Raw genomic sequence first — 12,530 nt, 5'->3', positions numbered from 1 at the left:
CGGGCTAGAAGCGCAGGTCGGCGCGCAGCGAGATCACGCGGAAGGTCTTGTTGCGCGACCAGCTGTCGGTCACCAGCGTGTGGCCGGTCAGCGTGTCGACGTTGACCGCCTCGGACGCGACCTGCGCATCGCGCGGCAACAGGTTGGCCAGTGACAGCCGCCAGTTGATGCCGTCGCGCACCGAGCCGCTGGCCCAGGACAGGTAGGCGTCGAACTGGCGGCGGGCGGTTTCCTCGCGCCGCAGGTTTTCGGTCTGCTGCACGCGGCTGGCCGGCACGTAGTTGAAGTTGAAGCCGCTGCCGAAGTTCTGGCCCAGCGCCTTCCAGCGGTGGTCCAGGCCGAAGTTCAGGCTGCCGCGCGGCTGCTGGTCGAGCCGCGCGTTGGCGCCGGGGATGCCCCTGACCTTGCTGTCGAACACGGCGACGTTGAAGCGCAGCAGCAGCAACTGCCACTCGGGCGGCGCGTCTTCCCAGACCTCGTCCAGCCGGGCCTTGACCTCGAACTCCACCCCCATGGTGCGGGCGCCTTCCATGTTGCGCGGGCGGCTGACCCAGCGCGGCGATGCGTCCCAGGGCACGGTCTCCAGCTCCAGCCGGCTGCGGATCAGGCTCTTGATGTCGCGCACGAAGGCGCTGCCCGACACGATGCCGCCGGTGGGCAGCCAGTGCTCCAGGCTCAGGTCCACGCCGGTGGCGAGTTCGGGCTTGAGGTCGGGGTTGCCGGCGCGGTCGGCATAGGTGGGCAGGTTAGGGCCGGTAGGGTAGGTGGTGTTGATGGTGGGTCGGGCGATCAGGTCGTTGAGGTTGGGCGAGCGGTAGCTGCGCGTGAGGCTCAGGCGCACCTGGTCCTTGGGCATCGACTCGGGCTTCCAGAGCAGGTGGAAGAGCGGCGAGGTGACCTGGGACACGTTGCGCGTGTCGGGCATCAGGCCGCTGCCGTCGGCGCGGGTCTCGATGCGCTCGTAGCGGATGCCCGCGTAGACCGACCATTGCTTGCTCGGGCTCCACTCGTCCTGCGTGTAGCCGGCCAAGCGCTGGTTGCGCGAGCCCAGCGTGTCGCCGAACTTCTGCAGCGCGAGGGACTCGACACCGTCGACGAGCGTGCGGCGCACCTGGCTGCGGCGGCTCTGCTCGCCCTCGACGCCGCTCACCCACTGGTGCTCCTGGGCGGTCTTGAGGCTCCACTTGGCGCCCAGGCTGGTCTGGTCTTCGTCGGTGACGTTGTGATCGTCCTGCACGCGCTGCAGGTCCACGCCGACGTCCTTCAGGCTTTCGCGGCGCTGGCTGTTGCTGGTGTTCTTGAAGCCGCCGCGGCCCAGGCGGAAGTCCCAGCTTTCGCCCGGCTGGGGGCGCCAGTTGGCCGACAGGTTGAGGCGCAGGTTGTGCATGCGGCCGTCGAAGTCGCTGTTGACGTCGCGAAAGCGCGTGAAGCCCACGGCGTTGTTCTGGCTGTGGCCCTCGTTCTGCGACAGCGCGAAGAAGGGCGCGAGGTTGAAGCTCAGCGTGTCGCTGTATTTCCAGCGCAGGCGCGCATTGCCGTTGAGGTTCGCGCTGTTGCCGACGCTCGTGCCCTGTTGCACGGTTTCATTGAGCACCTGGCCGGTATCGGTGTCGACCACGCGGTTGTGCGAGTCGATGTTGTTGAAGCGCCGGTGCAGGCCGCCGTTGGTGGACATGGCGCCGACGAACTCGTCGCCGTTCGGCCCGCCCCACTTGAGGTTGCGCGTCCAGCTGAAGTCGGCCTGCGGCTCGCCGCGGTCCCGGCCCAGCGTGAAGCGCAGCTCGTGGTTGGCCTTCTGCAGCGGCTCGCGCAGGATGATGTTGATGGTGCCGGCGATGGCCCGTGCGCCGGTCTCGGCGGTGGGGGCGCGGTAGATCTCGATGCGCTCGACCTGGTCGGGCGGCAGGTCTTCCACCGCGAAGCCGGCGGGGGCGCGCTCCCCGTCGACGAGGATCTGCGTGAAGCCGGCGCCCAGGCCGCGCATGCGGATGTCGCCACCGCGGCCTGGGCGGCCGCCGAGGGTCACGCCGGGCAGGCGGCGCAGCACGTCGCCCAGCACGGTATCGCCATAACGGTCCAGGTCCTCGCGCTCGATGACGATCTTGCTGGCCGTGCTGTTGCGGCGGCGGCTGTTGGCCGTGGGGCCGCTGCTGACCTCGACGCGGTCCAGCCGGTTGGCCACGCCGCTGGCCGCCGCAGCGGGGGCGCTGGCGGCGGCCGGGGGCTTCGGGGGAGCGGGCGTCTGGGCCGCGCTGACAGCGCAGGCACACAGCGCGGCCAGCGCGAGGAGGAGGCGGCTCATGGCCGCGCATTCTGCTGGCTGGGCCGTTACGCCCGCTCACGTAAAGCGCTCATTTACATGAGCGGAAGTTATGGGCGCTTGGGCGTCAGAAGCGCCAGCCCAGACCCACGCTGGCCAGCGTCGGGTTGACCTTGAACTTGCCGGCAGACGCACCGTTGGAGTAAACGGTCGTGCCGAGCTGAACCTTCTTCAGGTCGAAGTTCAGGTAGGTGCCCTTGGTGATCTCGACGTCGGCACCGATCTGGAAGGCCGCGCCGAAGCTGTTGTGCTTGATGCCGGGCTTCAGTGCCGCGGCCACGGCGGGAGCGAACTCGACCGACGAGAAGTTGGTGTAGTTCACGCCGGCGCCGACGTAGGGGCGCACGGTGCCGGTCGGGTTGAAGTGGTACTGCAGCGTCAGCGTCGGCGGCAGGTGCTTGAGCGAGCCGATCTCGGCGCCGTTGGAGTACAGGCGCTGCTTCTGCGGATAGGTCAGGATCAGCTCGGCCGCGATGTTCGGAGCGATGAAGTAGCTGAAGTCGATCTCGGGGAAGGTCTTGTTGTTGATCGACAGGCCCAGGCCCGTGCTGTCCTTGTTGGCCGAGTCGAGATGCAGGGCGCGCACGCGCACCAGCAGGGGGCCTTCGTCGGCCTGGGCCAGCGGGGCGGCCAGGGCGGCGAGAACGGCGACGAGGGCGGGAACTTGCTTGAACATGGATGGCTCCTGTGAATGGGGCGGCGCCCCGATGGAGTCATTCCACGCCGGGCGTCCTCCGGCGAATTTGATGCAGCGCAACATGGTCGCGCCGCCCTGCCCGCGGAGGCGGTGTGGCTTTGTGCTGGGTCAATCTCGGGCCAGATTGCTTGGGGCTCCGCGCAACAGCGCGGCCGCCCCGCCACCGCCTCAGCTGCGCCAGGGCAGTTGCAGCTCGCGGCCGTCCGGCCAGCGTGTCGGCGCCGGCGTCTGGCCGAACACCGCCAGCGTCTCCAGCGGCACGCTGCCGGTATTGAAGATCTGGTGGGGCCGGCCGCCGGGCAGCACCAGCAGCTGGCTGGCGTCGAAGCGCAGCGCCTGGCCGTCCACATGCACCTCGCCGTTGCCGGCCAGGCAGAACACGACCTCGTCGCAGTCGTGCATATGCGGCGGCGTGGCGCAGCCGGGGGCCATGCTCTGGCGCCAGACGGAGAGCTGCTGCAAGCCTTCCGGCGCGCCGGCCCAGGTGGCATGGGCGACGCCCGGCAGCTCGGTCAGTTGGGGAGGGGATTGTTCAAGGACATACATGAAGACTCCGTGCGGTTCGAGAGAAGGGAGTCGCAGTGTCCGGGCCGATGACTAGACCGTGAAGAGGCGTGAGATGAATAACATTGCCGAAAGAAATTCCTTAATCGAGGTCTGCCATGCAGGGACTGCAGCCGCTCATTGCCTTTGCCCAGACGGCTCGTCGCGGCAGCTTCGCCGCGGCCGCGCGCGACCTCGGCGGCACGCCCTCCACCATCGCCAAGAGCGTGGCGCGGCTGGAAGCCTCGCTGGGCGTTCGGCTCTTTCATCGCACGACGCGCCAGGTGTCGCTGACGCCGGACGGCGAGCGCCTGTTCCGCCGCTGCGAGCGCGTGCTGGCCGAGCTGGACGACCTGCAGGCCGAGGCCGCCGGCACGCGTGCGACGGTGGGCGGCGTGCTGCGCATCGACGCGCCCATCACCTACGGCCGCAAGGTGCTGATGCCGGTGCTGGCGGAGCTGCTGCGCCGGCACCCCGAGTTGCGCCTGGACCTGCGCCTGCAGGACAGCTATGCCGACCTGATCCGCGACGGCCTGGACGCCGCGGTGCGTGTCGGCGAGCTGCAGGACTCGCGCCTCGTCGCGCGGCGCTTCGACGAGCAGCACCTGGTGCTGGTGGCCAGCCCGGCCTATCTCGCAGCGCGGGGGCGGCCCGAGCGCGTGGACCAGCTGGCTGGTCATGCGGCCGTCGTGTTTCGCCTGCCGAGCACCGGCCGGCAGCGCCCCTGGCAATTCCGCAGCGGCCGCCAGGTGGTGACGTTGCTGCCCGAGCCGGCCGTGGAGGTGAACGATGGCGAGGGCCTCGTGGCCGCCGCGGTGCAGGGCCTGGGACTGGCCCAAGTGCCCGACAACATCGCGGCAGACGGGCTGGCCAGTGGTGCGCTCGTGGAAGTGCTGCAGGCCTGCCGGCCGGCGGCCATGCCGATCAGCGTCGTCATGCCTACGGCGCGCATGCAACCGCCGCGGGTGCGCGTGCTGCTGGAGGCCTTGGCGGCGATGAAGCGGGGCTGAGGCGGCTCAGCGCCCCAGACCGAGGCGCTTGCAGAGCTCCAGCGTCAGCGCGCTCTGGTTCAGCGTGTAGAAGTGGATGCCCGGCGCGCCGCCGTCGATGAGGCGCTCGCACAGCCGCGTGATGACGTCCAGGCCGAAGGCGCGGATGCTGGCGGCGTCGTCCATGAATCCTTCCATCTTCATCTGCACCCAGCGCGGGATGTCGATGCCGTCGCGCTGTGCGAACTGGGCGATGCGGCCGTAGTTGTGGAAGGGCATGATGCCCGGCACGATGGGCTGGGTGACGCCCAGCTTGCGGGCCTCGTCGACGAAGTGGAAATAGGCGTCGGCGTTGAAGAAGAACTGCGTGATCGCGCCGTCGGCGCCCGCCTTCATCTTGTCGGCGAAGTGCTGCAGGTCCTTGGCGGCGTAGCGCTGCTGGGGGTGGACCTCGGGGTAGGCGGCCACCTCGATGTGCCAGTCCTCGCCTTGCGTCTCGCGGATGAAGCTGACCAGCTCCGACGCGTAGCGGAACTCGCCCGCTGTGGCCGTGCCGCTGGGCAGGTCGCCGCGCAGCGCGACGACGCGGTGGATGTTCCTGGCCCGGTAGGTGGACAGGATCTCGGCGATGCCCTCACGCGTGGAGCCCACGCAGCTCAGGTGCGGCGCCGCCTCGAAGCCGGCGGCGGCGATGTCCATCACCGCGCTGAGCGTCTTGTCGCGCGTGGAGCCACCGGCGCCGTAGGTGACGCTGAAGTACTGGGGCTTGAGCGCGCCCAGCTCCTGCACGACGGTCTTGAGCTTCTCGACACCGACCGGGGTGTTGGGGGGGAAGAATTCGAAGGAGACAGGGGTTGTCATCGGGACGCCCACAAGAAGAATTCGCGGTTGCCATCACCGCCGGTGATGGGGCTGTCGAAGTAGTCCAGCACCTTCAGGCCTAACGCCGTGCAGGCCAGGCGCACGCGGGCTTCGAGGCGGGGATAGTCGGCCTCGTCCTTGACCAGACCGCGCTTGTCCAGCGCCTGCGGGCCCAGCTCGAACTGCGGCTTGATCAGCACCAGCAGGTGGCCGTGCGCCTCCAGCCAGGGCAGCAGCTCGGGCAGGCTGCCCACCATGGAGATGAAGCTCAGGTCGCCGACGATGAGCGGGAAGCCACCGGTGGGCGCGTGCGGGCGCAGGCTGTCGAGCTCGCGCACATGGGTGCCTTCCAGCGCCGTCACGCGGGCATCGCCCTTGAGCCGCTCGTGCAACTGGCCGTGGCCGACGTCCACGCCGACGACATGACGCGCGCCCTGGGCCAGCAGGCAGTCGGTGAAGCCGCCGGTGCTCTGGCCCACGTCGAGCACGGTGATGGCCTTCACGTCGGTCTTGACGTGGGCGAGGGCGCCTTCCAGCTTGAGCCCGCCGCGCGAGACGTAGCGCAGCTCGGCGTCGTCGGTGACGCGCAGCTGGGCCGTCTCGGGCAGGTCCTCGCCGGCTTTCTTCAGCGCGGCCCAGCCGGTGGGCGAGGCCCATTCGGCCACGCCGTGCTGGATGAGCCGCTGCGCGGCCGAGCGCGTGGGCGCCAGGCCTTGGGCGACGAGGAGCTGGTCAGCGCGCATCGGCCTTAATAGCGATACGTATCGGGCTTGTAGGGGCCGGCCTTGGGCACGCCGATGTAGGCGGCCTGCTCCTCGGTCAGCTCGGTCAGCTGGGCGTTCAGCGTGGACAGCTGCAGGCGCGCCACCTTCTCGTCCAGGTGCTTGGGCAGCACGTAGACCTTGCCGATGTCGTAGGCGTCCTTGTGGGCGTAGAGCTCGATCTGGGCGATGGTTTGGTTGGCGAACGAGGAGCTCATCACATAGCTCGGGTGGCCCGTGCCGCAGCCCAGGTTCACGAGGCGGCCCTTGGCCAGCAGGATGATGCGCTTGCCGTCCGGGAAGATGACGTGGTCGACCTGCGGCTTGATCTCTTCCCACTCGTACTTTTCGAGCGCCGCGACCTCGATCTCGTTGTCGAAGTGGCCGATGTTGCAGACGATGGCGTTGTTCTTCATCGCCAGCATGTGCTCGTGGCGGATGACGTTCTTGTTGCCGGTGGTCGTCACGAAGATGTCGGCCTTGTCCTGCGCGTATTCCATCGTCACGACGCGGTAGCCCTCCATCGCGGCCTGCAGCGCGCAGATGGGGTCGATCTCGGTGACCCAGACCTGGGCCGACAGCGCGCGCAGCGCCTGGGCCGAGCCCTTGCCCACGTCGCCGTAGCCGGCCACGACGGCGATCTTGCCGGCCACCATCACGTCGGTGGCGCGCTTGATGCCGTCCACCAGGCTCTCACGGCAGCCGTAGAGGTTGTCGAACTTGCTTTTGGTGACGGAGTCGTTGACGTTGATGGCGCGGAACAGCAGCGTGCCCCTGGCGGACATTTCCTTCAGGCGGTGCACGCCCGTGGTGGTCTCTTCCGTCACGCCGATGATCTCGGCGCTCTTGCGCGTGTACCAGCTGCCGTCCTCGGCGACCTTCTTGCGGATGGCGGCGAACAGGATGCGCTCCTCCTCGCTGCCGGGGTTGGCCAGCACGGACAGATCCTTCTCGGCCTTCTGGCCCAGGTGCATCAGCAGCGTCGCGTCGCCGCCGTCGTCCAGGATCATGTTGGGGCCTTCGCCCGGCTCGCCCTTGCCGGCGAACTCGAAGATGCGGTGGGTGTAGTCCCAGTAGTCCTCCAGCGTCTCGCCCTTGTAGGCGAATACCGGCGTGCCGACGGCGGCCAGCGCGGCAGCGGCGTGGTCCTGCGTGGAGAAAATGTTGCACGAGGCCCAGCGCACTTCAGCACCCAGGGCCTGCAGGGTCTCGACCAGCACGGCCGTCTGGATCGTCATGTGCAGCGAGCCGGTGACGCGTGCGCCCTTGAGCGGCTGGCTGGCCGCGTATTCCTTGCGGATGGCCATCAGCGCCGGCATCTCGTGCTCGGCGATCTTGATTTCCTTGCGGCCCCAGTCGGCCAGCGACAGGTCCTTGACGATATGGGCGGGGAGGTTGGCGGTCATGAGCGGGCTCCTTCAAGCGAATGAAGCCGCTGGCGATGACGGTGCGAGGGGAGATCAATCCTCACCCAGGCACGGTCGGCCAGCGGGTGAGCGCAGTTGCAGGGGGCTGAACTTCCGAGCCTGGCCTCAATGTGTGAGGTTGCAACGCTCCTCGGAAGGAGGCGACATTCTACCCGCCCGCGCTGCGCAGAAGCGAGATGTCCTCGCGCGGCGGGGCGCCGAAGAGGCGACGGTATTCACGGCTGAACTGGGAAGGGCTCTCGTAGCCGACCCGGTGGGCGGCGCTGGCGGCGTCCAGGCCGTCGCCCAGCATCAGGCGGCGCGCCTGCTGCAGCCGCATCTGCTTCTGGAACTGCAGCGGCGAGAGCGCCGTCAGCTGCTTGAAGCGCAGGTGCAGGGTCGATGGGCTCATGTGGGCAAGGGCGGCCAACTCGTCGATGGACAGTGGCTCGGCGAAGCGGCGCGTCAGCTGTTCGATGACGCGGTTGAGCCGGCGCGCGACGCCGTCGCCCTGGGCCAGCGTGCGCAGTCGCGGACCCAGCGGCCCGGTCAGCACGCGGTAGAGGATCTCTCGCTGCACCAGCGGCGCCAGCGTCTTCAGATCCTGCGGACTGTCCAGCAACTGCAGCAGGCGCAGGGCGGCGTCCAGCAAGGGTGCGGTGACAGGGGCGACATGCAGGCCGGCGTCGCCGTCGTCGGGCCGCGCATCACCGTCCAGCAGCAGTTCGGCCAACGCCTGCGTTTCGCAGCTCAGGCGCACGCAGACATAAGGCGCGGCCGGGCTGGCCTCGATCACCTGGCCGCGCGGCAGCATGGTCATGGGCACGACCAGGCATTGCATTGCGTCGTAGTGCACCACGCGCGCGCCCAGCTCCGCGCGTTTGCGCCCCTGCAGCACCAGCACGAGGCCGGGTTCGTAGACTGCCGGCAGGGCTTTGGCCGGGGCGCTGGCGCGGATCAGCCGCAGCCAGGGCAGGGCGGTCGCATGCAGGCCGTCGCCGGGCGCGCGGGCCAGAGCGGCGGCGATGGTGCGCTCGCGCAGGGCCTGCAGGTTGTCGTCGTTGGGCATGCGGGCGATTGTGCAAACGCTGCGCTTGGCCTGGCGCGTCCGGGGCTTTGGCTCGGAGGATCGGGCAAGCTTGCGCCAGCTTTGTGCTGGGCGAGGACGGCCTGGCTTCCTAAGCTCTCGGCATCGCTTTCGATCATTCGTTCAAGGAGTTCGCCATGACGCAACCGCAACTGCCCCGCCGCCGCCTCGGCGGCCAGGGCCCCGAAGTCTCGGCCCTGGGCCTGGGCTGCATGGGCATGTCCGATTTCTACGGTCCGGCTGACGATGCCCAGTCGCTCGCCGTGCTGAACCATGCGCTGGACATCGGCATCAACTTCCTCGACACGGCCGACATGTACGGCGTGGGTGCCAACGAACGCCTGCTGTCCCGGCTGCTGGCCGGGCGCCGCAGCGAGGTGGTCATCGCGACCAAGTTCGGCAATGTGCGCGCGTCCGACGGCACGGTGCTGCGCATCGACGGCAGCCCGGCCTATGTGCGCGAGGCCTGCGACGCGAGCCTGGAGCGCCTGGGCGTGGACCGCATCGACCTGTACTACCAGCATCGCGTCGACAAGACCGTGGCCATCGAGGAAACGGTGGGCGCGATGGCCGAGCTGGTCCGGGCCGGCAAGGTCGGGCATCTGGGACTGTCCGAAGCCTCGGCCGCCACCATCCGCCGCGCCCACGCGGTACACCCCATCGCCGCCGTGCAGACCGAGTATTCGCTGTGGAGCCGCGACGTCGAGGCCGAGATCCTGCCGACCTGCCGCGAGCTGGGCATTGCGCTGGTGCCCTACAGCCCGCTGGGCCGCGGCTTCCTGACCGGTGCCATCCGCTCGGCCGAGCAGCTGGCCCCCGACGACCGCCGCCGCATGCATCCGCGCTTCCAGGGCGGGAACCTGGATCACAACCTGGCGCTGGCCGATTCGCTGTCCACGCTTGCGAAGCAATGGGGCCACACGCCGGCCCAGCTGGCCCTGGCCTGGCTGCTCGGCCGCAGTGACAACATCGTGCCCATCCCCGGCACGCGCAGCGCCGCCCGCCTGGACGAGAACGCGGCCGCCGCGCGCATCGTGCTCGATGCCGGCCAGCGCGACCAGATCGAGACCTTGCTGGCGGTGCACGCCGTGGCCGGCACGCGCTACCCGGCGGCGCAGATGGGGGCGCTCAACGTGTAGTGCTGCGGTAGGCCCAGAAGCGCGGCAGCAGGAAACCCGTCGCGACGACGCCGGCCAGGCAGATCGCGCCGCCGATCCAGATGGCCGCCGGCACGCCCCAGGCATCGGCCATGAAGCCGGCCCGCGCATTGCCGATCAGCGGGCCGGTCAGGTAGCTGATCATCTCGATGCCGGCCAGCCGCCCGCGCAGCGTGTTGGGGATGGTTTCGTTCCAGATCGTGCCGCGGAACACGCCGCTGACCATGTCGGCCGCGCCCGCCACGGCCAGGCATGCGAGGCCCAGCGTCAGGCTGGGCGCGAAGCCCAGCGCGACGATGCCGATGGCCCACACGGCCGCCGCGACGACGACGGCGCGGCCATGGCGCGAAACCTTGCCCGTCCAGCCGCTGAACAGGCCGATGACGAGCGCGCCCACCGACATCGCCGACAGCAGCCAGCCCACCGATTCGGTGCGCCCGTCCGCCGCCGCCATGGCCGGGAACAGCGCCACGGGAAAAGCGAAGGCCATCGCGACGATATCGACGATGTAGGTGCCCATCAGCTCGGGCCGCACCCAGGCGAAGCGCAGGCCTTCGGCGAGGTCGGCCAGCAGGTGCGGGCGCTCGCCGGCGGCGTCCAGCCTGCCGATGGCCTCGCGCGGGATGCGGGCGATGAAGAGCAGTGCGGCGATGAAGGTCGCGAAGTCGAAGACATAGGCTCCGACCGCGCCCCACCTGGCGAGCAGCAGGCCCGCCAGCGCCGGCCCCGCCACCATGCCCACCGTGCCGCGCACCGAGGACAGCGCCGCCACGGCGGCGAACTCCTCGGGCCGCGCCAGCTTCTGCGTCAGAGCCTCCAGCGCCGGGCGGTGGAAACCGCTGGCGCCCTGCAGCACGGCCACCAGCACGTAGATGACCAGCACGTCGGGCGCGGCGCGCAGCGCATTCGTCAGCAGCCCGGCCAGGCACAGGGCCATTAGCGCTTCGGAGGCGATCAGCAGCCGCTTGCGGTCCACCCGGTCCGCCACTGCGCCGCCGAGCAGGCCGCAGACGACGACCGGGATCAGCTGGACCAGGCCCAGCAGGCCGACCTGGGCGTTGGAGCGGGTCAGCTCGTAGAGCTGCCAGGGCACGGCCACATAGCTGACCATGGTGCCCAGGCCCGAGATGAACTGGCTGGCGAAGAGGCGTCGGAAAGCGGTGTTGCGGCGCAGCGGGCCGACGTCAAGAAGCATTCAGCGGGCCTGGCTTTCGAAGCGGGCGAAGCGCGCTTCCAGGTCCCATTGCAGGCGGGCCTTGGTGTTGGCGGCGAGGAAGTCGCGGCAGCGCACCGTGCGCGGGTCGCGGCCGGGGTGTTCGCCGGCGCAGGCGGCCGTGAAGCGGCCGCTGCCGGTATCGGCCAGCAGGGCCTGGCCCTCGACAAAGCCGTGGTGGAGGGCGTTGCGCGACAGTTGCTTGAAGTCGCGGTAGCTCAGCTGCGGATAGGTGGCCGCCGCGCGCTGGTACTCGTTTGTCAGGTCGATGCGGAACACGCCCTCGTCGTCGGCCGACAAGGCCGTCGGCACGCCGAACTGGCGGTAGAGCAGGAAGGGGTGCTGGTCGCCCTTGAGGTCGTGGACGATGGCATTGCTGGTCAGGTTTATCTCGACGGCGATGCCGCGCCTGGCCATGTCGCGCAGCGTGTCGAGGGCGCCCGTTTCCAGCCCGATGGACTCGCCATGGCCGATGCGGCGGGCGCCGGCGATGGCGAGGGCCTGGCGGATGTGGTCGCGGAAGTCCTCGGGCGGCACCAGGCCGAAGCCGAACTCGCCGGCATGCAGGCTGACATTCACCTCCGGGTAGAGCTTGCCCAGGGCGCCGATGACGCTCATCTGCTCGGTGTAGTGGCGCAGCGTGCTGGGGTCGTCCTCGGGCGCGACGAGGTTCAGTCCCGCCCAGCGCGGGTCGGCCTTCGCCAGCAGGAAGGCCAGCGCAATCTGCGCGTTGACCTGCTCCGGCGGGAAGGTGCGGATGACCTGGGCCAGGTAGCGCAGGGCGACCCCGCAGCCGGGTTCGGCCGCCGTCTCGTCGCAGTGCGACAGCTCGCGCCAGCGCTTCTCGATGCGGTCCAGCTCGATGCGCGTGTCGGCCACGATCTTGTGCAGGGCCGGATGGTTCGCCCAGTCGCCGGCCGGCCGGTCGGCGCGGAAGGCGCCGGGCTCGGCGGCCGCGACGGCCCGCGCCTTGTCCATGCCCCAGGACTGCAGCAGCTCCAGATACACCGTGTTCTCGGCGCCGCGACGGTTCGTGGCCTCGCGCAGCATGTCGCCTTCGCGGCCCAGCGTGCCGGGGATGAAGCGGCCGAAGGTGTCGAAAACCTGGTCATGGCCGGACTTCGGGCCGCGCTCGTAGTTGCGCACCGAGTAGGCGTCGACGAGCTGGCGGTAGTTCACCGAGTCGGCCGCGTGGTCCTTCATCGGCGGCCGCGAGGCGTCGCAGGGCGGGAAGCTGATCTGCCCGGTGGCGGGTGCCACGCATTTGCCGTCGGCTGCCGCCCACTGGATGATGTTCTCGGCGTAGATGCTGCCGTCCAGGTGGTTGTGCAGGTCGCCGCCCTTGGGGAAGCTGGCCATGAACTGGCGCAGCAGCCAGGGGTTGCCGCGCAGCTTCTGGAAGGCGGCAGCCGTGCCCGCCTCGTCGGCCCGGGCACCGCCCATGAGCGCGAGGGTGGACAGCAGCAGGGCGGCGAGGCGGTGCATGGCGATTCCTT

General features: G+C 69.6%; 11 protein-coding genes and 1 riboswitch. Of the genes, 2 read left to right on the top strand and 9 right to left on the bottom strand.

Annotated features, from left to right (window positions below):
- Positions 1-4 precede the first annotated feature (4 nt).
- From AC07VX_RS10780 to AC07VX_RS10770, 3 genes are all read right to left on the bottom strand, one after another.
- Complete coding sequence (locus tag AC07VX_RS10780) at positions 5-2,302, bottom strand: TonB-dependent receptor plug domain-containing protein (protein WP_493164723.1); 2,298 nt, start codon at positions 2,300-2,302, stop codon at positions 5-7.
- Positions 2,303-2,387: 85 nt separating this feature from the next.
- A complete protein-coding gene (locus AC07VX_RS10775; RefSeq protein ID WP_493164722.1) occupies positions 2,388-2,996 on the bottom strand; it encodes an OmpW/AlkL family protein in 609 nt (202 codons plus the stop codon).
- Between the two features lie 189 nt (positions 2,997-3,185).
- Positions 3,186-3,563, bottom strand: coding sequence for a cupin domain-containing protein (locus AC07VX_RS10770; RefSeq protein WP_493164721.1), 378 nt, complete (start codon positions 3,561-3,563; stop codon positions 3,186-3,188).
- Between the two features lie 116 nt (positions 3,564-3,679).
- Here AC07VX_RS10770 and AC07VX_RS10765 point away from each other — a divergent pair, with 116 nt between their 5' ends.
- Positions 3,680-4,570 (top strand): LysR family transcriptional regulator, encoded by an 891-nt coding sequence (locus AC07VX_RS10765; protein WP_493164720.1) that lies wholly within the window; start codon positions 3,680-3,682, stop codon positions 4,568-4,570.
- Positions 4,571-4,576: 6 nt separating this feature from the next.
- Here the strand turns inward: AC07VX_RS10765 and metF are convergent, their stop codons facing one another.
- From metF to AC07VX_RS10745, 4 genes are all read right to left on the bottom strand, one after another.
- Positions 4,577-5,410 (bottom strand): methylenetetrahydrofolate reductase [NAD(P)H], encoded by an 834-nt coding sequence (gene metF, locus AC07VX_RS10760; RefSeq protein ID WP_493164719.1) that lies wholly within the window; start codon positions 5,408-5,410, stop codon positions 4,577-4,579.
- Positions 5,407-6,153 carry a TlyA family RNA methyltransferase gene (locus tag AC07VX_RS10755; protein WP_493164718.1) on the bottom strand — a complete coding sequence of 249 codons (747 nt, stop codon included), beginning with the start codon at positions 6,151-6,153 and terminating at the stop codon, positions 5,407-5,409. Before AC07VX_RS10755 ends, metF begins: the two co-directional genes overlap by 4 nt.
- A gap of 5 nt (positions 6,154-6,158) precedes the next feature.
- On the bottom strand, positions 6,159-7,577 hold the full coding sequence (gene ahcY / locus AC07VX_RS10750; RefSeq protein WP_493164717.1) for an adenosylhomocysteinase: 1,419 nt from the start codon (positions 7,575-7,577) through the stop codon (positions 6,159-6,161).
- An 81-nt stretch (positions 7,578-7,658) separates the two neighbouring features.
- A riboswitch (S-adenosyl-L-homocysteine riboswitch) is annotated at positions 7,659-7,736 on the bottom strand.
- A gap of 10 nt (positions 7,737-7,746) precedes the next feature.
- The gene (locus AC07VX_RS10745) at positions 7,747-8,646 is read right to left on the bottom strand and encodes an AraC family transcriptional regulator (protein ID WP_493164716.1); all 900 of its coding nucleotides are present in this window, start codon (positions 8,644-8,646) and stop codon (positions 7,747-7,749) included.
- A gap of 155 nt (positions 8,647-8,801) precedes the next feature.
- Here AC07VX_RS10745 and AC07VX_RS10740 point away from each other — a divergent pair, with 155 nt between their 5' ends.
- On the top strand, positions 8,802-9,803 hold the full coding sequence (locus tag AC07VX_RS10740; RefSeq protein WP_493164715.1) for an aldo/keto reductase: 1,002 nt from the start codon (positions 8,802-8,804) through the stop codon (positions 9,801-9,803).
- On the opposite strand, the gene AC07VX_RS10735 is transcribed toward AC07VX_RS10740, so the two are convergent.
- Positions 9,793-11,016 carry an MFS transporter gene (locus AC07VX_RS10735; protein WP_493164714.1) on the bottom strand — a complete coding sequence of 408 codons (1,224 nt, stop codon included), beginning with the start codon at positions 11,014-11,016 and terminating at the stop codon, positions 9,793-9,795. The genes AC07VX_RS10740 and AC07VX_RS10735 overlap by 11 nt on opposite strands.
- On the bottom strand, positions 11,017-12,519 hold the full coding sequence (locus tag AC07VX_RS10730; protein WP_493164713.1) for a hypothetical protein: 1,503 nt from the start codon (positions 12,517-12,519) through the stop codon (positions 11,017-11,019).
- Positions 12,520-12,530 lie beyond the last annotated feature (11 nt).

It is taken from the genome of Roseateles sp. GW821-FHT03B02, from assembly GCF_059421025.1.
Note: the sequence above shows the minus strand (reverse complement) of the source record. Positions and strands in the feature narration are given on the sequence as shown.

What these genes read in the sequence shown, in the direction of transcription:
- AC07VX_RS10735 (WP_493164714.1), bottom strand. Translation starts at nt 11,016, where the DNA reads ATGCTTCTTGACGTCGGCCCGCTGCGCCGCAACACCGCTTTCCGACGC.
- AC07VX_RS10780 (WP_493164723.1), bottom strand. Translation starts at nt 2,302, where the DNA reads ATGAGCCGCCTCCTCCTCGCGCTGGCCGCGCTGTGTGCCTGCGCTGTC.
- AC07VX_RS10730 (WP_493164713.1), bottom strand. Translation starts at nt 12,519, where the DNA reads ATGCACCGCCTCGCCGCCCTGCTGCTGTCCACCCTCGCGCTCATGGGC.
- AC07VX_RS10765 (WP_493164720.1), top strand. Translation starts at nt 3,680, where the DNA reads ATGCAGGGACTGCAGCCGCTCATTGCCTTTGCCCAGACGGCTCGTCGC.
- AC07VX_RS10775 (WP_493164722.1), bottom strand. Translation starts at nt 2,996, where the DNA reads ATGTTCAAGCAAGTTCCCGCCCTCGTCGCCGTTCTCGCCGCCCTGGCC.
- AC07VX_RS10770 (WP_493164721.1), bottom strand. Translation starts at nt 3,563, where the DNA reads ATGTATGTCCTTGAACAATCCCCTCCCCAACTGACCGAGCTGCCGGGC.
- ahcY (WP_493164717.1), bottom strand. Translation starts at nt 7,577, where the DNA reads ATGACCGCCAACCTCCCCGCCCATATCGTCAAGGACCTGTCGCTGGCC.
- AC07VX_RS10755 (WP_493164718.1), bottom strand. Translation starts at nt 6,153, where the DNA reads ATGCGCGCTGACCAGCTCCTCGTCGCCCAAGGCCTGGCGCCCACGCGC.
- AC07VX_RS10745 (WP_493164716.1), bottom strand. Translation starts at nt 8,646, where the DNA reads ATGCCCAACGACGACAACCTGCAGGCCCTGCGCGAGCGCACCATCGCC.
- AC07VX_RS10740 (WP_493164715.1), top strand. Translation starts at nt 8,802, where the DNA reads ATGACGCAACCGCAACTGCCCCGCCGCCGCCTCGGCGGCCAGGGCCCC.
- metF (WP_493164719.1), bottom strand. Translation starts at nt 5,410, where the DNA reads ATGACAACCCCTGTCTCCTTCGAATTCTTCCCCCCCAACACCCCGGTC.